At 39.1% G+C, this 23,743-nt stretch carries 12 protein-coding genes; 11 read left to right on the top strand and 1 reads right to left on the bottom strand.

What is annotated here, in order from left to right; translation table 11 throughout:
* Positions 1–91: 91 nt before the first annotated feature.
* The 7 genes from AC2TDL_RS02140 to AC2TDL_RS02110 all read left to right on the top strand — a co-directional run bounded on the left by AC2TDL_RS02140 (position 92) and on the right by AC2TDL_RS02110 (position 8,996).
* A complete protein-coding gene (locus AC2TDL_RS02140; RefSeq protein ID WP_484698447.1) occupies positions 92–1,192 on the top strand; it encodes an HD-GYP domain-containing protein in 1,101 nt (366 codons plus the stop codon).
* A gap of 200 nt (positions 1,193–1,392) precedes the next feature.
* Positions 1,393–2,508, top strand: coding sequence for a radical SAM/CxCxxxxC motif protein YfkAB (gene yfkAB / locus AC2TDL_RS02135; RefSeq protein WP_484698446.1), 1,116 nt, complete (start codon positions 1,393–1,395; stop codon positions 2,506–2,508).
* Positions 2,509–2,545: 37 nt separating this feature from the next.
* Entirely contained in the window at positions 2,546–3,565 is a 1,020-nt protein-coding gene (gene ytvI / locus AC2TDL_RS02130; RefSeq protein WP_484698444.1) for a sporulation integral membrane protein YtvI, read from the top strand.
* 131 nt (positions 3,566–3,696) lie between these two features.
* A complete protein-coding gene (locus tag AC2TDL_RS02125) occupies positions 3,697–7,116 on the top strand; it encodes a glycosyltransferase family 39 protein (RefSeq protein ID WP_484698442.1) in 3,420 nt (1,139 codons plus the stop codon).
* A 61-nt stretch (positions 7,117–7,177) separates the two neighbouring features.
* Complete coding sequence (locus AC2TDL_RS02120; protein ID WP_484698440.1) at positions 7,178–8,164, top strand: glycosyltransferase family 2 protein; 987 nt, start codon at positions 7,178–7,180, stop codon at positions 8,162–8,164.
* Complete coding sequence (locus AC2TDL_RS02115) at positions 8,088–8,648, top strand: GtrA family protein (protein ID WP_484698438.1); 561 nt, start codon at positions 8,088–8,090, stop codon at positions 8,646–8,648. The genes AC2TDL_RS02120 and AC2TDL_RS02115 overlap by 77 nt, the downstream gene beginning before the upstream one ends.
* Before the next feature lie 123 nt (positions 8,649–8,771).
* Positions 8,772–8,996, top strand: coding sequence for a helix-turn-helix domain-containing protein (locus AC2TDL_RS02110; RefSeq protein WP_213513698.1), 225 nt, complete (start codon positions 8,772–8,774; stop codon positions 8,994–8,996).
* Positions 8,997–9,343: 347 nt separating this feature from the next.
* Here the strand turns inward: AC2TDL_RS02110 and AC2TDL_RS02105 are convergent, their stop codons facing one another.
* A complete protein-coding gene (locus tag AC2TDL_RS02105; RefSeq protein WP_484698437.1) occupies positions 9,344–9,832 on the bottom strand; it encodes a DUF2798 domain-containing protein in 489 nt (162 codons plus the stop codon).
* Between the two features lie 286 nt (positions 9,833–10,118).
* On the opposite strand from AC2TDL_RS02105, the gene AC2TDL_RS02100 reads away from it, so the two are divergent.
* The 4 genes from AC2TDL_RS02100 to AC2TDL_RS02085 all read left to right on the top strand — a co-directional run bounded on the left by AC2TDL_RS02100 (position 10,119) and on the right by AC2TDL_RS02085 (position 23,665).
* A complete protein-coding gene (locus AC2TDL_RS02100) occupies positions 10,119–18,590 on the top strand; it encodes an immunoglobulin-like domain-containing protein (RefSeq protein WP_484698436.1) in 8,472 nt (2,823 codons plus the stop codon).
* Between the two features lie 197 nt (positions 18,591–18,787).
* Positions 18,788–19,078, top strand: a complete 291-nt coding sequence (locus tag AC2TDL_RS02095; RefSeq protein ID WP_484698435.1) for a hypothetical protein — start codon at positions 18,788–18,790, stop codon at positions 19,076–19,078.
* 336 nt (positions 19,079–19,414) lie between these two features.
* The gene (locus tag AC2TDL_RS02090; protein WP_484698433.1) at positions 19,415–19,801 is read left to right on the top strand and encodes a hypothetical protein; all 387 of its coding nucleotides are present in this window, start codon (positions 19,415–19,417) and stop codon (positions 19,799–19,801) included.
* A gap of 324 nt (positions 19,802–20,125) precedes the next feature.
* Positions 20,126–23,665: an NEAT domain-containing protein gene (locus AC2TDL_RS02085; protein WP_484698431.1), complete on the top strand. Its 3,540-nt coding sequence runs from the start codon at positions 20,126–20,128 to the stop codon at positions 23,663–23,665.
* The last annotated feature ends 78 nt before the right edge of the window (positions 23,666–23,743 follow it).

Genomic DNA, 23,743 nt, shown 5'->3' with positions numbered 1-23,743 from the left:
TATTTTAATTTAGTACTATAGTCGGATAAGTTTCGTCATTAGAGTTAATGAGTTATTTTTAATTAGTACAACAATAGAAGGGATCGGAAGTATGCGTCTGCTTACTATAAAGCAATGTAAGCCAGGTATGAAGCTGGCGAAACGGATTTTCAGCGAAGAAGGAATAGTGCTTCTTGGTGAAAATATGGAGCTGACAGAGCGCTTGATCGAGCGACTAGAAGCATGCAATGTTCAATACGTGTATATTCACGATCCGCGCACAGAGGATATTATTAATAAGCCTTTAATTAGTGATGAAACATTTACTTATGCAGTGAGAGAAATACGAAGAAATTTTGCAATAATGATGGAGCCTGTTAACAATCATAAAACGGCTACACGACCATTTATTGCCCAGCCATTAAAAAAAGTTATGGATCTCATTATTGATGATATATCGCATAATAAAGACGCCATGATCATGCTAATGAACATGGGGAGCGTTGATCATTATTTATACCAGCACTCGTTAAATGTGTGCGTTTATTCAACCGTCCTAGGAATTAGCCACGGTTATTCACGTGAACAAACGATGAATTTAGGTTTAGGAGCATTGTTGCATGATATTGGTAAGATCAAAATATCTGAAGAAATATTAAAAAAGGCGGACTCCTTAACTAGAGAAGAATATGAGGAGATGAAGCTTCATACGATTAGAGGCTTCGAGATTTTAAAGGATGAGCCTAATCTACCATTGTCTGTAGCTCATTGTGCTTTACAGCATCATGAACGAATTGATGGCAGCGGTTATCCAAGAGGCTTAGTTGGTTCAGAAATTATGGAGCATGCCAAATGGATTGGCATCGTTGACTCATATGATGCGATGACAACAAGTCGAGTTTATAGTAAACCGATGCTGCCGCATATGGCTGTTGAAAATTTGTATGCTGGTTCTGATACGTTATACGAGCAATGGATGCTCGAACATTTTCGCGATAAAGTTGTGATTTATCCAGTGGGCATTACAGTAACGCTTAGCACAGGGGAGAGCGGTGTCGTTACCGATTACAATGCCAGTTATCCTCATCGCCCAATTGTACGGGTGCTGACCAATGAAGCGGGTGAAGATTTGAATACGCCTTATGAGGTTGATATGTCCAAAGTACTTGATGTCACTATAACGAAGGTTAATGGGGAAGGTTATCGGGATTAGGTAGCTTGAATCATTTTGACATAGGCCCATTTTTCTTGAATCTGCTCGAAAAAATGTGCAGCAGCTCCAAGAAGAAATGGGCTTTCTTTGTTTGGCTAAGCTTGTAAAATTTTTTATAAAATGATGATTCTATTTGCTTCTATTACGACTGACCTTTACAATAGATATGTAATAAAAGAAAATAAGGTGCGAATACAATAATGATGAAAACTTTAATACCTTTGTCCCCAAGCTACGATCCTTGGGAAACGATCCATTCCTTACAACAATTTGGTAAACATAAGCTGACGAGTGTGGAAATGACGGTATCTAATTTGTGCAATATGCGTTGTGAGCATTGTGCTGTAGGAGATACTCTTGTGCTGCGTGAGCCGCAAAAAATACCACTAGAGTTAATGCTTAAGCGCTTGGATGAAGTAGAGCATTTAAAAACGATTAGCATTACCGGCGGCGAACCGACCTTTATGCAAAAAACGGTTGATGAATATATCGTTCCTTTGCTGAAATATGCACGTGAACGCGGGATAAGATCGCAAATCAACTCCAATGTCACGCTTCCGTTTGAACGCTACGAGAAAATTGCAAACTATTTGGATGTTATGCATATTTCGTTTAACTATATTGAGCCAAAGGATTTTCATGAAGTCGGCTTTGCGAAGTCTGGTCATGCCGTATCTTATGAAGCAGCAGAAAAACTGTATTATCGGATGATAGATAATGCAAAACGGCTAAGTGAAGCAGGAGTGCTTGTTTCTGCAGAATCGATGATTAATTATCGTACTCATCACAAAATTGCGCGTATTCACGAGCTAATTGTCGAAATGGGCTGTAAACGTCATGAAGTGCATCCAATGTATCCAAGCTCGTTCGCTAAAGATTTGCCAATGCTATCTAAGGAAGAAATGCGCAAGGCAATTGAAACGCTGCTTGATGCAAGAGATCAAAATGTTTGGATGCTGTTCGGTACATTGCCGTTTTATCATTGCAGCAACGATCCTGAGGAGCGTAAACTGTTAGCGCGACTTGCCAAGGAGAAAAATGTAACAGTTCGCAATGATCCTGATGGTCGCAACCGTCTAAATGTTAACCTGTTTACAGGTGAGGTATTTGTGACTGACTTTGCAGATATTCCTGCGTTTGGCAATATTTTTGATTCTAAGCTGGATTATATTTTTGATAAATGGCTTCAGCATCCATTAGCACAAAGTGTTAACTGCTATTGTCCTGCTGTTTCTTGCTGTGGACCGAATTTATTAGTGAAAAATATGTATTATAAAGATGTAGATTTTTTAACGAGAAAAGCGATAGTCGATTAAAAATGAATTGGAAGTGATGCTGTTGTCTGTACGTGCTATGCTCTCAATTGCAGTTGCATTAGGGCTACTATATTTATCGTTTACAGCAGGAGCTCCCTTTCTGCTGGCATTAGTCATTGCAATATTTTTAGAGCCATTAAATGGACTGTTTATGAAGAGATTTCGCTTCAATCGGCTAATCTCGGCAATTATTTCCTGCACGCTGTTTACTATTGTTTTATTAGGCTTAATGGTATTGATTGGCTTAAAGATGCTGAATGAGGTTATTGGTTTTGTTGAAAAGCTGCCGAGATATTTTTCTGAGCTAAGCAGCATTGCTGAAAGTTGGCTAGTTGAGCTGAGAAAAACTTATGAAAACCTACCGCCAGAAACGGTAGAGTCGATTGAGCAATATACGCAAACATTTTTTGAATGGCTAACGAAGCAAGCAATTGGTCTTTCAGGCAAAATGGGCGGCTTAATCTCAAGCGTGCCAAATTTGTTTATTTTCTTTATTGTATTTATTGTTGCCGTGTATATGTTTAGCTTCAGCCTAGATACGCTGAAAAATTCTGTGTTATCGTTCTTTCATGAAGATTCTCGCGATAAGGTCAGCTCTGTGCTTGAAAAGCTTAAAAATTCGATTTTTGGCTTTTTGCGCTCTCAAATTATTTTAAGTGCGATGACCTATGTGTTATCTCTAGTAGGCTTGCTTATCCTTAATGTGAAATATCCGATGGCAATTGCGTTACTAATTATCATCGTTGATATTCTTCCAATTTTAGGTACCGGTTCTGTGCTCGTACCATGGGCAGCATATTGCTTATTTATGGGCGATTTGTTTACAGCGATCGGACTAGTATTGTTGTTTCTTGTTATTACGGTATTTCGCAGAATTGTGGAGCCAAAGGTGCTTGGTGATTCAATTGGAATTAGCGCATTATCCGTATTAATAAGTCTTTATGTAGGACTGCAACTTGTCGGCGTGATTGGTGTATTTCTGGGGCCGCTCGTCGTTATTATCTACACCGCTTGTAAGCAGGCAGGGATTATCCCGACTTCGATTATTAAATTATAATTAATAAAATGCATCGGCGTAGTTGAGTAGAAAGGCGAAAAGCTGTAATTCTGCTCACTGCGTCTTTTTTGTAAAACATGATATATTTATAAAGGGTTACAAAAAAACCACGAAGAAAAGGAGCTGTAGCGATGAAGCATCATATAGCATCGTTACTGTCGAATCGCTCCTATAGAGCATTCACAGTATGTGCGCTATTTTTCATTCTACTATTTGCTGCAATACCCGCTTATGCACAGGAGGAGCAAGTTGAGCCTCATATATCCACCGTTGTTCCACTTTTATCTATTTTTTTGTTTGGCGTATTTGTTGGTTTAATTCATCATTTTGCTTTTAGCACGAATCAGCTAATGGAGCAGCAAAACCGTCTTAAGTCTAGTTTGTCGAGTCTAACAATCGTGTTGTTCCTCGGTTTAATTTTGCGCTTATATTTAGCTGGAACCAATCAAGGATATGTAAATGATTTATCGCTCTTTCATTATTGGGGTAACTATGCATTTAATGAAGGGTTGCTTAATTTATACCATGGTGACTTTTTCTTAGATTACCCGCCTGCTTATTTATATGTTTTATATGCTGTTGCAGCTATTCAAAAGCTGTTTGACATACAATATGGCGGAACAGGTTTCTTAATTTTATACAAGTTACCAGCTATCATTGCAGATTTAATCGCTGCGATTTACATATATAAATTAGCCAGTAAACGATTTGGCTTGTCTTGGTCATTTGGCATTATGCTGCTCTATTGGCTTAATCCTGTTGTCTTATATGACGGAGCAGTTTGGGGGCAGATTGATTCCATCTTTACATTGCTCATTGTCCTTAGCATTGGATTATTTATCGAAGGGAAAATTAGCAAAGCTTCACTTGCCTTTGCCCTAGCGGCATTACTTAAGCCGCAGGCATTTATCTTTATGCCAATTGTCTTTTTAGCGTTATGGTATAGTAAACGCTGGAAAATGGTAGCTTACAGTGCTGCATGGGGATTTGGCAGTTTTTTACTGCTTTCACTGCCGTTGTTCTTAAGGGGGGACGGTATTGTCCAGCTTGTTAAGCTATACGGTAGCACTTTATCTTCTTATGCATATACGACGCTTAATGCCTTTAATGTGTACATGCTGTTTAATTTAAATTGGGTATCATTGGCAGACCATTCCATTTATTCCGTTCTTGGCTGGGCAGCTATTGCGTTTGCCGTTGTGTACGCAGCTTATATCGGAATTGCGGCGAAAGCTGAACTGAAAAATCAGTCGCTATGGTTTATTGCTGCCGCATTAATTGGCATTGTGTTTATGTTTGTAACTAAAATGCATGAGCGCTATATGTTTTCTGTCGTTATGCTGCTTCTAATGGCTTTTGTGTATAGTAAAGATCGACGTTTGCTATATTTAAGCTATGGCTTTACGGCAACGAATTTTATTAATTTATATATTGTTCTTGAATATAGTGAAACGACAACCTTTGTACCGAATGATGTTATGACAGTGGTATGTTCATTTGTAAACGTACTGTTGACGTTAGTAATGCTGTTTGTAGGCTATGATCTTTATGTACGCGGCAATATATATGAGTTAAAGCTGCAAAGCGAACAGGATCAGCGTGCGAAAGCTATCGAAAAGATGACTGCATTGGAATCTGCAGAAGGCACAGATAGAAAATGGTATAGCATTGGCATGACACGTAAAGACTGGTTGATTGTTTCGGCAGTGACCGCGATTTATACAATTGTGGCACTTATTAATCTTGGCAGCACGGATGGACCGAAAACTGCGTGGCAGCCAGCAACTGCAGAGGACTATATCATTTTTGATCTTGAGGAAAGTAAGCCGTTACAGCGTATTATTGCCTTTGGTGGTGTAGGGAGCGGTGAATATTCATTTTCTTTCTCTGATGACAGAATAAACTGGACTGACGAGCAACTTATTAATCACGATCATGTCGCAGTATTTTCATGGAAGGAAACGGATATTGCTTTAAATGCACGATATATTAAGCTTCAAGCAATTAAGCAAGGATTCAGTATCCACGAAATTGGTGTGTTTGAGCAAAATTCAGAGGAGCCGTTGCCTTTGAAATTTGCAGAGATTTATGCTCCGCAAGGGGCAACTCGCGGGGAAGCAAAAAATTTGACCGATGAGCAGAATATTGTTCCTTTCCATCACACCTATAAGGTCGGCAGTTATTTTGATGAAATATATCATGCGCGCACTGCTTTTGAACATTTGGAAGGTATTCAAGCTTATGAAAGTACACATCCACCGCTTGGTAAGTTGTTAATCGCTATTGGAATTAAGTTGTTTGGACTTAGTCCATTTGGCTGGCGCATTGTTGGAACACTTTGCGGCGTATTGATGCTGCCAATCATATACTGGATGGCTAAAGCGATTTTCCGTAAAACAAGCTATGCAGCAGGAGCTACCATATTGTTTGCAGTAGATTTTATGCATTTTACGCAAACAAGAATTTCGACGATTGATGTTTATGGCGTGCTGTTTATTATGTTGATGTTCTATTTTATGAATTTGTATGCAAGAATGAATTTTTATCGCGATCGCTTATGGAAAACATTTATTCCACTTGGCTTAGCTGGACTATTTTTTGGTCTAGGTGTTGCCTCCAAATGGATTGTATTATATGGTGGTGCTGGTTTAGCTATAATGCTTGCGATCTCACTTTTGCACCGTTATTCAGAATATCGCAGTGCAGCAATCATTTTGAACGAGAGTATGCAAAAGAAGGACGCTGCTGAACTAAGCGAACAGGCTGTTTCTCCTAAAAAAGAGAAGGGGAAAGCTCGTACCAAATCAAAGACGAATGACAACAATGAGTTGGTATTTGCACATGTTACTGAAGGTATGAAGCAGCGAGCAACAGCAATTCGTCAAGCATTTATGCCCAAGACGATTGCCACGTTAGCGATATGCTTGCTGTTTTATATTGTAATCCCTGCAGGGATTTATGCTCTTTCTTATATTCCTGTACTTAATGCTGAACCTAGTGGTTATACTTTTAAAGCCTTAATTAATTATCAGGTCAATATGTATAATTACCATAGCAATTTAGTATCGTCACATCCATTCTCCTCTTCATGGTGGGAATGGCCATTTATGAAACGACCTGTTTGGTATTTTCTAGATTCTGCGCCGTTAGAGGGTATGCGTTCAACTATTGCTGCATTTGGCAACCCATTAATTTGGTGGACAGGAGTATTTACAATTCTAGCAACGACTGTACTTAGCATACGCCGTAAGGATGGCATGGCTACGATGCTAGTCATTGCTTATTTCTCACAATATGTACCTTGGATGCTTGTACCTCGTGAAACTTTCCTATATCATTATTTTGCAATGGTGCCATTTATGACGATAAGCATCATGTATATTTTTATGCTGCTTGAGGAGCACTATCGATGGAGCAGCAAAATTCGCTATATGTTTATCGGTGCAGCAACTGTGCTATTTATTATGTTCTATCCTGCGCTTTCAGGAATGATGGTGTCTGAGAGCTATATTACGAATATATTGCGTTGGTTCCCTTCATGGCTGTTTTAAACTGTCAAGCGATAAGACAAGGACAAATGAACATCACATTATCTGTTATAGGAGGACTTGAATGTCTGCGTTAATAAGTGTAATTGTGCCAATGTACAATGAAGAAGAAGTAATAAGCACTACGTTTGCTCGGTTGAAGGAAGTTATGGACAGCACAAATGAACGCTACGAGCTTATTTTTGTAAATGACGGCAGCAAAGATCGTTCAGCACAAATTATTAAGGAAATTGCCGAGCAACACGCTGAAGTTGTATTAATTGACTTCTCACGTAATTTTGGACATCAAATAGCGATTACAGCAGGTATGGATTATGCACGTGGTGATGCGATCGTTATTATTGACGCAGACCTACAGGATCCTCCGGAAGTAATACCGTTGATGCTAGAAAGATGGCGTGAGGGCTATGAGGTTGTTTATGGCAAACGAATTAAACGTAAAGGGGAAACCTGGTTTAAGAAAACAACCGCTATGCTGTTTTACCGCACGTTGCGTATGCTGACAAATGTTGATATACCAGCAGATACAGGGGATTTTCGCTTAATTGATCGTAAAGTGTGCGATGTTCTGAAAGGATTAAAAGAGAAAAATCGTTTTGTTCGCGGACTTGTAAGCTGGATTGGCTTTAAGCAAACAAGTGTAGAATTTGTTCGGGAGGAGCGGTTTGCTGGGGAGACAAAATATCCGCTTAAGCGAATGATTCGTTTTGCAATGGATGCGATAACGTCCTTTTCCTTTAAGCCTTTGCGAATAGCCAGCTATGTCGGTTTTACAATATCGTTTTTAAGCTTTATTTACTTGCTTATCGTACTTTATCAACGCCTGTTTACAGATTCAACCACAGTAGGTTGGGCAAGTATTGTAGCGATTAACCTTCTGTTTAATGGAATAATTCTTATTCTGCTAGGGGTAATTGGAGAGTATATTGGACGTATTTATGAGGAAACAAAAAATCGTCCACTTTATATTGTACGTGAGCGAATCGGTCAGCAAGTTGCTGAAGAAGCTGGCAGTACAGCAAAATTCCAATCCGACAGCAGTAGGGAATAGAGGAATATGGATGACGGAATTAGAACAAGCGAAGAAACAAGCGGACGTTAAGCAGCAAGCAGAGGATTCAGCAGCAGGTCGCAAGAAAATCGCGTTGCAATTTATTATATTTGGTTTAGTTGGTGTGATGAATACAGCAGTAGATTTAGTAGTATTTTGGCTATTAATCAAGCTGTCTGTTTATTATGTGTTAGCTAATGTACTATCTTATGGTGCGGGGATGTTAAATAGTTATCTTTGGAACAATAATGTAACGTTTCGCAGAAACTCTAAGGATAAGGCAAATACTAAAAAACAGCGTGCATCAGAGACAATTCTGCGCTTTGTCATTTGGAATGGGGTAACATTGCTACTATCTAGCATAATTATTGCTCTATTGATTGAGCTTGCTGCTTGGTCTGAGCTTTGGAGTAAGCTAGTTGCTACGGCTATCGTTATTGTTATACAGTTTACAGGAATGAAAAAATGGGTTTTTCGCGAGTAGTTGATGCGAAAGCCCATTTTTTTGTTATAGGTAACAAACCTCTTAACAAAAACATATGATATTTTGACTGTATCCCTTGACCTTGGTAGACAAAAAAACCCTGGCAAGGAGGGCTGAAACAAATTGAGGGACAACGACCATAAAAGCAAGTTTCTTTTGACTCACCGCGAACGTGAAGTATTCGAGCTCCTCGTACAGGATAAAACAACACGAGATATTGCTCAGCAGCTTTTTATTAGTGAGAAAACGGTGAGAAATCATATCAGTAACGTCATGCAAAAACTCAATGTAAAGGGTCGTTCGCAGGCAGTTGTCGAGTTAATAAAAATGGGAGAGCTAAAGATTTAACGATGCGCATCAATCTTCCATTATATGGAACGATATACAATTTGATTGCAAGGCGTATGAGCTAGCTTGCCTCGAGAGAACTTGAGGCAGGCGAGGCTCTTTTTTTTCGCTCCATGCTATGATGCACATGCTGAAAGGAAGACTAGCTCTCCAACATTTTATCAAGCAATAATTGCTTTCATCTAAAGCATATGATAGTTCCTTATATTTATTACCGTCTATTCAGCTATACTTGAAATGGTTTAGCTAATGTTTTAGTTATACAAAAGAAGGTTGCTTTATGCGTCAGTATTCTGACTACATAAGCAACCTTCTTATTGTTATGCTGCATCTTTCGAATTTGCAGCTTATAATTTGCGCTCTCTCGCCTCATGAATTTTTACCATTACAAATCTAGCAATTGGCTGGGCAATCAACAATTCAATCCAAAAAGCAACACCGAAGTTTCTAAACCAAATTTGGAAGAAATGTTGGAAAGGATATAAGCTGATTTGTCGTGTACCAATCCAAGTTCCAATAATTGTTAACAGCACGGATAAAATCGTAACATTTAACACAAGGTTAAGCAATACTCTTGCGTTAAAGCCATCTGTTTTTCCTACAAACTTAGGCATAATTTTGTGAACTAATGGACTTGCAACAAATTGCACTAGACAAACGACAATTACCCACATAATAGGAATTATTTTCAGCGTTTCAATATAATTCGCTTGGCTGAAGCCTCGTTCCAACCCAAAAATCAGCGGCGCAATCGTGTTAACCGAGATGATTGAAACGATAAGCATAAACAATAATCCTTCTTTTTTACTTTGTGGTAATCTGTTTTCTTTGTACAAAATAATCCCTCCGAAAGAGGGTGCGATTTAGCAAAAATATCCGATAAAACTGTACCTTATTTTTTGAAATAGAGAAAATAGAATAAAAAATTGCAACTTAATAAAAAGATAGTTCATTGTTTTATAAGCCGGAACGACCTAATATGAAATAAATATGTAAGCGCATACTTTTTAAAGGAATTGATAGCTGATAACACTTTAAAGAAGTGAGGTGATACAGAGAATAACTTTAGCGGGACTTATCATTCTACTATTCATACTAAAAATAAACGAAGGGAAGAGCATTATGGAAAGACGATTTACTATCGTTGGATTGGCTTTACTCCTTATGTTTAGTAGTTGGTTTAATCTTATACCAGCATTAAGTAATCAGGCACATGCCGCTTCATTTCAATATTTAGCTCATTATCCATTAATTGAAGATGTACTCGACATATCGGGCAACGATATGCATGGCCAAGAGGTTGGAAATATTACGTATGATGATGGCCTGACTTTACCGGGAGGAAGCAATAGTAATTCAAATTATGTTAAGCTTCCTGATGGCCTATTTGATAATCAAGAAAACTTAACAATTTCTGTTTGGATTAAAAGCAATACACCAAGCGGGAATTATTCTGCATTATTTTTTGGTACCCCTGCTTCGAATAATGTTCCGACGAATTATTGGCTATTTAATCCGACCAACCCGTCAGGAAACTTTAAATCAGTTTTTACCAACTCCAATAATGCCAGCCAACCATGGACAACAGAAGTCGGTGTTACTTCTGCTTCAACGACACAATATTATGATCAATGGGTTCATTACACAACAGTTATAACAGAAACAACAATTACAGGCTTTATTAATGGTCAAAACATCGGAACTGCGAATAAGTCAAAAACGGTAAGCAGCTTTGGGACAGGCTTGAACGCTTATATCGGTCGCTCTAATTATATTAGCGACCATACCTTTGCAGGTAGCTTTCAGGATTTAAGAATTATAGGAGAAGCGTTAAGCGAACAAGAAGTAGCTAACATTTATACAGAATCACTGAACGAAAAACAGCTTAACGAAAGTAAAAAAGAGCTTACTTTAGGTGAGCTTTCAGCAGTTGCAAGCGATCTTGCTTTGCCGACATCAGATAGTCGCGGAGTATCAATATCATGGCAATCTAGCGATGAATCGATTATTAGTTCGGCTGGCGAGGTAAATTTGCCCGAAGAAGAACAGCAAGTGATATTAACGGCTACGCTTACTTTAGGTGAAAGTCAAACAACTAAAGCGTTTATTGTAACCGTTTTATCGAGGTATGCTCAACCAATTGCAGTTACAGGAGTGACCTTAAATAAAGCGAGCTTAGTTATACCAGTTGGAGGAAGTGAAACGTTGACTGCAACAATTTTCCCTAGCAATGCCACTAATAAACAAGTAACTTGGAGTTCTAGCGATACTGATGTTGCCGCTGTTGATCAAAACGGTAAAGTAACGGCTCTTAGTGCAGGTGTCGCTACGATCACGGTTACTACAGAGGATGGAGGATTTACTGCGGATGCAACTATCTCTGTTAAAGACGCAGTGCTGCCAGAGCATTTGATTCTCCATTATGATATGAAAACAACAGATACGATTAATGGTCAGCTTATCTTAAAAGATGTTGCTAATCATGCGGTAACTTTTGACGGAATATTTAGAAATGCGAGCAATGGACAGCATATTGCTAACCATGATGTTGGATTCGTATCGTTTAATGGCGGCAGCTCTAGCTCTAACAGTGCATACGTAGAAATTCCTAAAGGCTCTAACAATCAAGATTTACTTGATGGATTAAATGAAATTACTGTCTCTTCGATTGTTAACTGGACAAATGACGGAACAAATCGCTGGATATTCGGATTCGGAACTGCTTTAACGTCAGAAACGAATAAATATTTCTTTGTTACTCCACGTCATGGCTCTGGTAGCGGTAATCAAATTGCGGCAGGAATATCGAAAAATGGTTGGCGCAATGAGGCGCTTGTAACTGGTTCTCCAAACTCTTATTTAGCTGGCGGTCAATGGAAGCATGTTACAGTATCCTTCTCTGAAGCAACAGATATGTTAAGTCTTTATGTAGATGGTGTAAAGGTTGCAAGCGGCAGTGCGAAAGGGCTTAAGCTATCGGAAATTATCGATCCTAATGCATCGTTCTCTGGCTTTCTAGGAAAATCAATCTTTACGAATGACCCATATTTACAGGGCAGTATCGCTGATTTCAAAGTTTATAACGTTGCATTTACGGATCAGCAAGCGAGTGAGTTATATGATATTGAAGGCGCAAATCAAATTGCACAAATTCGTCAGCTTACGGTTGAGGATGCCGCAAATGCATTAGATATTCTTGATTATTTGGGTGAAGGCGATAATAGTGCGGAGCGTGTAACGAAAAACTTAACGTTGCCTGTAACAGGAAAAAATGGGGTAACTATTTCTTGGAGCTCTAGCAATCCAAATGTATTAGCAAACAACGGTCGAGTAATGCGTCCTGCAGTAGATGCTGCTGATGTTCTAGTTGAACTTACAGCGACTGTATCATACCAAGGTGTATCTGTATCCAAGATATTCCCAATAACAGTATTAAAGGAATATGATGATCAGCAAATTGTTGATTTAGATGCGCAAGAGTTAATCATTTATCATGCAAATAATGTGAAAGGACATCTAAGATTACCTACTCAAGGAAAACATGGTTCAACGATTACTTGGGTTTCAAGCAATTCTGATGTAATTAAAGGCACTGCTGAAGCTGCAGAAGATGAGAAAAAGCTTGGCTGGGTGGTACGTCAAGCAACAGATACGTATGTAACGTTAACTGCAACAGTTTCTAGCGGCAATGTTTCAGCAGAACGGACTTTCCATGTAACAGTGGTGAAAGCTCCTGATCCAGTAGATTACGATGCATATTTCTTTGCATATTTTACGGGGGAGTATGAAGGAGGAGAAGAAATATCGTTTGCTACTGCGGAGGATCCTTTATATTGGAGAGCATTAAACAACGGTAAATCAGTACTTCAATCAACACTAGGTGAAAAAGGGGTACGTGATCCGTTTATTATGCGCTCACATGAAGGCGATAAGTTCTATTTGTTAGCGACTGATTTGAAAATGGGTGAGAGCACTAACTTCGATCAGGCACAAATTACAGGCAGTCATTCCATTATGATCTGGGAATCTGATGACCTTGTTAATTGGAGCGAGCAACGAATGGTAGAGGTAGCTCCGAAAAATGGTGGAAACACTTGGGCGCCTGAAGCGATATACGATGAACAATCAGGTGAATATATTGTTTTCTGGGCTTCGTCAATGAAAGATAGCGATACGTATGGCAGTTATCCTAATGGACGACCAAATGGTCAATATAATGTCATGTATTATGCAACAACACGTGATTTCTACAATTTCTCTGAACCGAAAGTAATGATCGATGAATCGTTACCGACCATTGATACAACTTTTATTGAACATAATGGCACGCTTTATCGCTTAACTAAGTCTGAGGTTAACTATAAAGTATATGTAGAAAAAGCCGATCATTTCTACTATGACAAGGATGGGATTGTGGAAAATGGCTTCCAGTATGAGCCAGTAGAAGGCACGCGAAACGGTAACCAAGGCTTAATCGGGCATAGCGGGAATAACGAAGGTCAAACGATCTTTAAAGACTTGAAAGAAGATAAATGGTATTTATTCCTTGATTCTTGGCCATATCATGTTCGTTATACAACCGATTTAGATGATGGCGAGCAGTATAAAAATAATGTGTTGGACAGCTCACAATATGCTTTGCCGCCAGGTCCACGTCACGGAACTGTTATTCCAATTTCACGTGCAGAATATGAAGCACTTCAAGAAAAATATAGTGTTCCTGGTCCAGAAATCTCCGATGAGCCGGTCGTGCATTATACATTTGATCCGAATACGGTTAATGGAACGACGATTACTGACGTTTCTGGGAATGGCTATGATGCAACATTAATTGGCGGGGCAACCATTAACAGCGAAGATAAAGTTGGTGAAAATGGCGGGGCATTAGAGCTTGATGGTTCAACAGGCTATGTGAAGCTGCCAGACAATATCATTCAAAGTTTAAATCTTGAAAAAGCAACATTTGCAACTTGGGTGAAATTAGATAAAAATCAAAGCAAACAACGCCTGTTTGATTTTGCTTCTGACACTGGCAGACTGGTGAATCGCAATACAATGTATTTAAGCACACAAGGCGATACTGGTACTCTCGAATTTGCCATTATTACACCATTTACTGAGAAATTCAGCAATGACAGCAGCAATCTTTCAGCAAGCTATAAGTATGCACTTAGAGGCAACTCTTTACTTCCGACCAATGCATGGCAGCATATTGCGATTACGATCGATGGATTTGATGCAGTGTTATACGTTAACGGTGAAGAAGTTGCTAGAAGCTCAACTTATAATGTTGAGCCGAGAATGCTGCTTGAAACGACAATGAACTATATCGGTAAATCAAGACGCAGTGAAGACAGCTTGTTTGATGGTAAATTTGATGATTTCCGTATCTATAATCGTGCATTATCCGCAACGGAAGTAGCTGCATTAGCAGATCAAGATGTGGAGCCGCCAGTGCAAGAACCGACCGATGCTGAGTTAATTCTGCATTATGATATGAGGGATATTGCAGGGAATATTGTGAAAGACCAAACTGGAAATTATGATGGCACTTGGGTGAATTCAGATAAATCTGAATGGATTCATTCCACAGAGGTTGGCGTAATTAGCTTTGCAGGAGGTACAACAAATTCATATATTGAATTGCCAGCGGGGATTTTAAATAACTTAACGGATATGACAGTCTCCACATTAGTTAACTGGAGCGGCAAAGCTTCTGCAGAATGGCTATATGCACTCGGCAGAGCGAATACAGAAACTCATTATACGTATTTTACACCGAGATATAATGCTGACAGCTCTATGCGCTTAGGAATTGCGACGAATGGCTGGCGAGATGAAACCTCGGCGAGATATGCAACTGCATTACCTGCCAACCAATGGAAGCTCGTTACTGCTGTTCTGTCAGGCTCAACTGGAACATTATCGCTTTATATTGATGGTGTACTTGTTGCTACTGGTTCGACTAATGGATATTCACTCCAGCAAATTAAAGCAACTTCAGGAATTAGCGGTTATCTCGGCAGATCGTTCTATGCGGCTGACCCATATTTTGGCGGAATGATTGCAGATTTCCGAATTTATGATGGTGTCTTGAATGCGGCTGATATTGTAGAGCTAAAACAAGAAGCAGACGGAAAAATCCAGAAAATGGGAAGTGTATTCGTTGAAGCTGCTGCGGCTGCGTTGTCGTATAATGATATTCTTGGTGAAAATGATAGTAAGGATAGTATTGTTAGCAATCTAGTATTACCAAGCAGCGGGGCATATGGTACTACGATTACTTGGACTTCCTCAAATCCTGACGTAATTAGCAATAGCGGTGCTGTTACAAGACCTGACTATGAAGCAGGCGATCAAATTATCACATTAACAGCCAGCCTAACGGACGGCAAAGCATTAGCGATAAGAAGCTTTGAAGTGAAGGTTATTAAATTACCGAATGATGAGCAAGCCGTTCAATTGGATAAAGATGCACTAGTTGTCTATAACATTCATGACGTAAGAGGCAATCTAACTTTACCAACGAAAGGTGCAAACGGCTCAAGTATTTCTTGGAGCTCAGATAATGAAATTATCACTTCAACAGGAGAGGTTACACGTCCAGTAAATGGCAGCGGCGATACTATTGTCAAGCTAACTGCAACGATTCAGCGCAACAGTGCAACTGCAACAAAGGAATTTATTGCAGTAGTTAAAGAGCTGCCAAAGCAGGAGGCTTATGCAGGTTACTTCTTCACCTACTTTACAGGTGAAGGCAAAGCGAATGGAGAGCAAATTTACTTTGCGCTAAGTAATGGCAATAATCCGCTGCAATGGCATGAGTTAAATAACGGAAATCCGGTTTTGACCTCTCATTTAGGTGAAATGGGAGTTAGAGATCCGTTTATTATCAGATCTCCAGAGGGCGATAAATTTTATATGATCGCTACGGATCTAAGAATTTATGGCAATGGCAACTGGACGCGAGCGCAACAATGGGGCAGCCGCTCTATTATGGTTTGGGAGTCTAATGATTTAATCAATTGGAGCGAGCAGCGTATGGTTGAGGTTGCACCTGAAACAGCTGGTAATACTTGGGCGCCAGAAGTCATTTATGATTATAGTACTGGCGAATACATTGTTTTCTGGGCTTCTAAGCTATATGACAATCCAGAGCATACGGGCAGTGCTTATCAAAGAATTATGTATAGCAAAACGAGAGACTTCTATACCTTTACCGAGCCGAAAATTTATATCGATTACGGTTACTCTGTTATCGATACAACAATGATTGAGCATAACGGTAAAATTTATAGATTCTCAAAAGATGAACGTAACAATGAAGCAGCTAGTCCATATGGAAAAATGATTTTCCAAGAAAAAGGCGGTTCAATCTTAGATCCGAACTTCGAGATGATTAATCAAGGAGTCGGTAATATTAAATGGGTGGAAGGACCAACAATCTTTAAATCAAATACAGAGGACAAATGGTATCTCTTTGTTGATGAATTTGGCGGCAGAGGATATATTCCATTTGAATCCGCCGATCTTGATTCTGGCGTATGGACATTATCCTCTAACTATAGTTTGCCTACAAGCCCTAGACATGGAACGGTAATACCAATTACTCAAAGTGAGTATGACGCAATTTATGCCAAATATTTAGCACCAGCTCCAGTTGCGGTTACGGGTGTCGAGCTTAATGTCAATGAAGCTGTAATAAAAGTTGGCGAAACCTTGCAATTAACCGCTACTGTGCAACCAGCCAACGCAACGAATAAAGCTGTAAGCTGGAGTTCAAGCGATCAATCGATAGCTACTGTTAATGAAAATGGAGCTGTAACAGCGATTCTTCGGGGTACAGCAACAATTACGGTAAAAACAGCAGATGGAGGCTTTACTGCCTCGGCAATCATTACAGTAGAAGCTGATACAGAGGAACCAGTCGACCCAGGAGAAACCCCGGATGATCCGGGAGAAACCCCAGATGACCCAGGAGAAACCCCAGATGATCCAGGAGAAACCCCAGATGATCCAGGAGAAACCCCAGATGATCCGGGAGAAACTCCAGATGATCCAGGAGAAACCCCAGGCGGTCCTGATGATCGGGATACGACTCCACCAGGAGCAGTTTCTAATGTAAAAGTTGAGGTTGGCAACACCAAATTAACGCTTAAATGGATTAATCCTATTGATCCTGACTTTGCTAAAATAAAAATAAGCGGACATGGTGACAGCGCAATAGACATTGCGACGGTCGAATTAAGTAAGGAGCAAGTAAGCCATACCTTTACTGGTTTATTGAATGGTAAACGCTATGAATTTATCATTGTAACGGTAGACAATGCCGGTAATGAATCGGCTGGAGTTGTTGTCGCTGGAACTCCTGTGCGGCCAAGCAATTCAAGTCCAGTCAGCGATAGTTCAGAAACACCTGTCACATCAACAGAAGAGGTTCAAGTTAAGCAAAATGGTGAGATAACAATTAAACCGAGCTTAAATGCTGATGGTGAAGCTGCAATAAAACTTAACGCCGATGTAATGAGTCGAGCAATCGAACAAACACAAGGTAACGAACTACACATTGCTATTGAAGCAAACGGGCAAATGAGTGAGCTTTCTATTGAATTTCCAATTAACGATAGTATCAAAAACGGAAGTGCATTTATCGAGAGCATTGTGATTAGCAGCGGGCTTGCCACAATTACATTATCAACAGACATCATTACGAAATCAGCAAATAAAGCTGAAACTATGAAACTCGTTGTGAAAAAGGTTCATCATTCTTCTTTATCAAGTGAGCTTCAGTCACAGTTAAATGGCAATCCGATATATGAAATTTATGTAGAGATTAATGGAAAGAAAATTACGGAGTTTGACGGCAGAAGTGATCTAATGATTGAATTGCCATATAAGCTAAAAGTGGACGAAAAGCCAAATCAAATTATTGTATATTGGATTAAAGACAACGGAGAGCTAACAGTTGAAAGAAATGCTCAATATAATTCAGCTGCTGGTACAATCATCTTTAAGCCAAATCATTTAAGCAAATTTGCTATAGCCCATGTGAAAACAAGCTTCACTGATATAACACTGGGATGGGCGCAAGATGCGATTGAAGCATTAGCGGCAAAAAGCATTGTAAAAGGCAAAAGTGAAGAGTTATTTAAACCAAATGATCAAGTCACTCGTGCTGAATTTATTACGATGCTGATAAATGCGTTTGACTTAACAGATGAAACTGCTCGAAGCAGCTTTAGCGATGTAAAAGAAGGCGCATGGTATTATGCTCAAGTGGCAACTGCTCAAAAGCTAGGCATCGTAAGCGGTAAGCCAGATGGCAGCTTCGGTATTCATGAAGCTATAACTAGACAAGATATGGCAATGATGGTGTATATGGTTATGGAATATTTACAATTAGAAACCGCATCAACAGGTACGACACTGTTTAGCGATCAGGAGCAAATTTCTCCTTATGCCCAAAAAGCCGTCATTGCGATGAAAGCGACAGGCATTATCAATGGAGTGGGTAACAACAAATTCGCTCCGAAAGAAAATGCCAGCCGAGCAGAAGCAGCAGTCATTATTTACAATGCTTTAAACTCAATATGATGGAAATATTTCACCGATTTAAAAGGATAGTCCCCCAATGACCTAAAACAATTAAGAAGGGTGAGAGCTTTAAAGCTTTTCACCCTTCTTGCTGTTAAGAAATGAGCTGCAACCCGCTAGTTGACAACTTCATCATTTTCATCAAAAATATATTTAGAGCTAGACAGACAACTTTCGACAGAAATGGTGGATGAACGATGAATATTGTGGACCCTACGATTGAGTTACTATCTGAATTATTAAATGAAGTTAGACGAATGAACTCCAGAATGGAAAGTATGGAGGAAACACTGAATGATATTAAGGAAGAGTTAAGTAACATCGAGGGTAATACTAGCTCGATCGATGATCAGTTATCGTCAATCGATTCTAATTTAGACAGTATTAGATACGATGTCGATAACATTAGTACTGATGTAGGACGAATGGAATCAAACATTAATTCTATTGACAACAATGTATTTTCTATCAATCTAAAAGTAGATTAGTTTATTGTTTAGATAAATATTTAAATTAATTTTATGAGCCCTAGAGGCTCTATTTTTTTGTAATCTTTTATTCATATTCTGTTCATAGAAGAGTTGTATACTCATTAACAGCTGGAGTTGCTGGGAAATATTTTTTTACCACTTTGATGATAATGATTATCATTATCTAAAAAAACAATAATGCAGCCTTCCAGTGCAAATCAATCTTTAAGGAGGAATGCCTGCAGTTAATACTTTGATTATAGCTTCGTTCATTAAAAATGAAAGAGGCTAACAACATGTGTACACAGCAAGCTATTATAGTTATTTTTATGAAAAAGAAGGAGTGTTTGAACGATGGTAAAAACTATGAAAAGATCTTTTGGTCTGGCAATGTTTGCTTTAATGCTTATGTTAGTATTGGCTGCTTCAGCGTTTGCAAATCCTTACAATTCATATAACTATTACTTTGAGTATAACGGCAGCTATCATGCTCATTCCAGCGGCTATATTGCTGCTGATGCCACAGTTTCTGATGGCAATGTAACAATCACGTTATCCGGTAACTATTTTCCTGAAATCGAAGTTGATGGAGATTACTATACTGGTGTGTACAATGCAACAACGAATACAACTACTTTTACATTCCCTGGCAGCAGTTCATCAAATATTGAGTTAACATTGCATGTTGTTGTAGCTCCTTGGCACAATGCTTGGTACCCACTAACATTGGTGTGGGGCTAAGCAAATAATACATCTATACAAGAGCGCTCTGTTTTTACAGAACGCTCTTTATCGTGTTCTTTAATTCAATTGGATAAAATAATGTGATTTGTAATCTATTGTTCATATTTAGTTCATAATTCTAGGGTATGATACTGGCTAGATTTGGCAGCTAATATTTTTTTTACTTAATAGTGATAATGATTATCATTATCCTGAATACGATTCAAATCGTTTTTTCTTATTAAATCGTTTAGTAAAGGAGGAATGCCTATAGTTTAATACTTGGATATTATTTAGCTTGCAATAACTTTTGTAATTTTAAAAGAAAAGGAGACTAATAAGTTGAGAGCAACAAATAACGTACTGGCTATATTTTTAACGATTGCATTGCTAGTTACATTAACAATCCCAAGTTCAGCGTTTGCGTATGTAGAACCAAATACGCCACTTCCTGATGGTACATACGATGTTGAATTTGATTATGTTAAGGATGGCACGAATGATCCGTCAGCAGCTGATACCTTTATGGTTCATGATGGAGCAAAGCTCATTATTATAAACGGCAAGGCAATGCTGGAACACAAAGTAACGAAAAACGTTTATAAGACGTTTGAATATTTAGGAACAAGAAAATCTGGTGCAGATAAAGCAGTCATTACTAATGAAAACAATGAAACAGTCATTGTCGGAATGGAAGGCTACCAGCCTGTGCAGGTGCGAGAAGAAGGAGATTATGTAATCTTATCATTGGCAATTGAAGATGTTTGGCAAAAGCAGGATGCCTTAATCCATATTAATGACAAAGAGGATTCCTTTGGACTAGGCAGCATATATAATCATTGGTATAACGTTCAAATCGTCATTTATACTTCTAATATTACAATACCTGAAGACAATAGTGATGGCGAAAATGGAAACGGAAACGATAACGACAGTCAAGTTAGCGAAGATATGGTTGCAAAGTTAATCGCAGAAGGGTATCAATTGCATGAAGAAGCAGTTGAAGGAGAGTACGATGGGGCTTATCCTGTCAATTCAAAGGAGACTTTATTAAGCAAGTTGCAACTTGCAGAAAGCTTAGTGGCGGAAGCTGCAGGCAACAGTGATATGCTAAAGGCAGTATATACAATTGTCAAAGAGGCAATTATCAAATTTAAAAACTCTAAAGTTGTTGTAGACAAAACCGCTCTTATTGACTTAATCGCTGAAGCTACAGAATGGGTAGAAGGTAAAGCTGATGCTGGTGTACATGAGACAGGCATACCTAGTGATATTAAAAGATTTGCTGTAGCTCACGGAGAATATTTACCACAAACATTTTATGGACGTGAAATTGGCTACAAAGGACCAGTAACGGAAGTTAAAGAGAAATTAGCTGAAGCACAGCTAGTTGTAGATGATCAATTTGCATCAAATTCACAGGTCACTGCTGCTTATAATAATCTTAGTAAAATAAGCACATGGGAGTTATATGAAAAGCAACGATTGATTGCTCAAGACATTGAATTGCTAGTACTGGATTCACTTGAAAAGGATGCTAACATTTCTCCATATGCAGATGAGATTAGCTCTAATGCGGTTTTGCTGCAACAAGCAGGACCGGGTTATTATCAGACATTTGCGCATATTGCTTTTTACGACCATGAAAACAAACTTACAGATTCATCTATTCGCCAAGCAAGTACTTCAAATGGCGGATATAACAGTTGGATTTCAACTGCCGCTCCTCGAGTAAATCATGTTGATGTAAGCAATACCCCGCAGTTTAAGGCTGTACTTGAAGGTGAGAATGCCGATGTCATTAAGGTGTTCCAAACGCAAATAAGAGCAGCTAGTATTTCAGATGATGTATGGTTAGGACTATGGAGGCTTCAATATCCAACTGAATTGCCAGAAGCAGAACGTAAAACGATTTATATTAGCTTTAATAAAGCATACTTAGAAGAGTTGCAGCAACTCATTGAAGATGCGAATGCGCTGCTAGCTAATGCAGAAGAAGGAATAGCAGTAGGTCAACACTCTGCACATTATATTCAACTGCTTAAAACAGCAATAGCAGATGCTAAAGAGGTAGCGGAACAGCTATCTGCAGATCGACCAACAATTCTAAAAGCAAAAGCGAATTTGCAAGAAGCGATCGATACATTCGTTTCAGCTGAAACGAAGTTAAGTTATGTTACAACTGCTGAGGCAGATAAAGATGCTTTCTCTTCATTCCAGCAATATTTTGATACACCAGCATTGGTGAAAACAAATGATGAGGGAGAAATTCAAGTTGGCTTAACTGTGAAAGACAGCAGCCATATTGCAGCATTAAAAATAAAAGATGGAGAGCAATTTACTGCTGCGAATGTGGAAAAAGATGAAGCCAGTGGTACACGCACCTTTAGCTTTAAAACGAATAGCTTAAGTCAGTTGCTTGATGCTCAGCTGCAAGTTGTCGATCAATCACAAAGCCTTGATCAAACGTACAATATTCGCTTGAACTTTAACAATGTGAACAACACGCAATTATATGAGTTAATTGTTTCAGCTCAAGCAGCTTATAATAAAGTGGCAAGCAGTGACAGTAATAATCAAAATTACACAGTTGCGCTTGATGCTTTAGCTAGAGCTATACAACGAGCAAATGAGGAAGCAACACGTATGCCATCGCAGCAAGCAACAACCGATGAAGCTTATCAAGCGCTAAATAGCGCATTAAACATCTTTAATGATACAACGGGCGGAGGAACAGATCCAAATCCGTCTAATCCAAGTAACCCAACGAATCCAACAAACCCAGGGGATCCAGTATACCCTGCCAACGGATACTATTTAATGCCATTCCATATTTATAAATATGGAACAACGAATTCATCAGTTGCAGAGACTTATGTGGTAACTGAAGCATTAGTAAAAGTGCAAGGCAACTCGAAAACAGTAATGTTTACCGTGTTGCGCAGCAAAGAGATAACTGGTCTGAAAATTAATGGAAGCAGCGGCAGTGTAGTAAGCTCAGATTCTAAAAAAAATCAACGTGTTGTCAGCTTTACGCTAAATGATTTGTCCCAAACGTTAGATGGATGGGTAAAAGTAGACTGGCCAGAGGTTAATTACCATTATTCATACGATATTCAGTTCAAATTTGACGAAGGGGCTGCTATTTATATTAGTGATCCGCAAGTGCCTGGTGCAGATTTTACTCCTGATGCTCCGGGTTTACCACATCCAGGCGGCACAACAGAGCAGACTGATGAGGAGAAAGCTGATAAAGACGAGCAAGCAACTGAAACGGAGACAAGTACCAACAATGGGGAGTCAACAACTAATGAGTCAACTTCCAGTGTGACAACTAAAAATGTTGAATTCAGTGATATAGAAAACCACTGGGCCAAAACAAGTATTACTCGAGCAGTGAGATTAGGAATTGTAACTGGCTATGCTGATGGTACCTTCCGTCCAAATGCAACTGTAACACGCGGAGAATTTGCAGTCATGCTTAGCCGTGCCTTGAAGCTAGACAGAAATGGGAAAACAACCTTTAGCGATGCAGCCAACATTCCAAACTGGGCAAAAGAGCATGTTGGACGTATTGTTACAGCAGGACTAATTCAAGGCTTTGCCGATGGCAGCTTTAGAGCAGAAGGTCAACTATCTCGCACACAGCTAGCTGTTATCGTTGCTCGTGCAGCAAAGCTAAATACCGAAGAAGCTATTTCGCTAAGCTTTAAAGATGCTGCAGATATTCCAAGCTGGGCACAGAAGGAAGTTGCAGCGGCAGTAAAAGCAGGTCTCATTTCTGGTAAAGGAAATAATCTTTTCGATGGCAATGGAATAGCAACAAGAGCAGAAGCATTAACGATCATTATTCGCTTACTGGATTATTTAAGTAAAAACTGATCATACTTAATAAGTTAGCTTTCGTCTGTAGTGAGTGCAAAAGGCTACAGACGAAAGTTTTTTGTTATAACTGGATAT

The sequence above is a fragment of the Paenibacillus sp. plas6 genome (genome assembly GCF_057221655.1).
The sequence above is the reverse complement of the archived record's forward strand: the minus strand, read 5'-3'. Positions and strand labels throughout refer to the sequence as shown.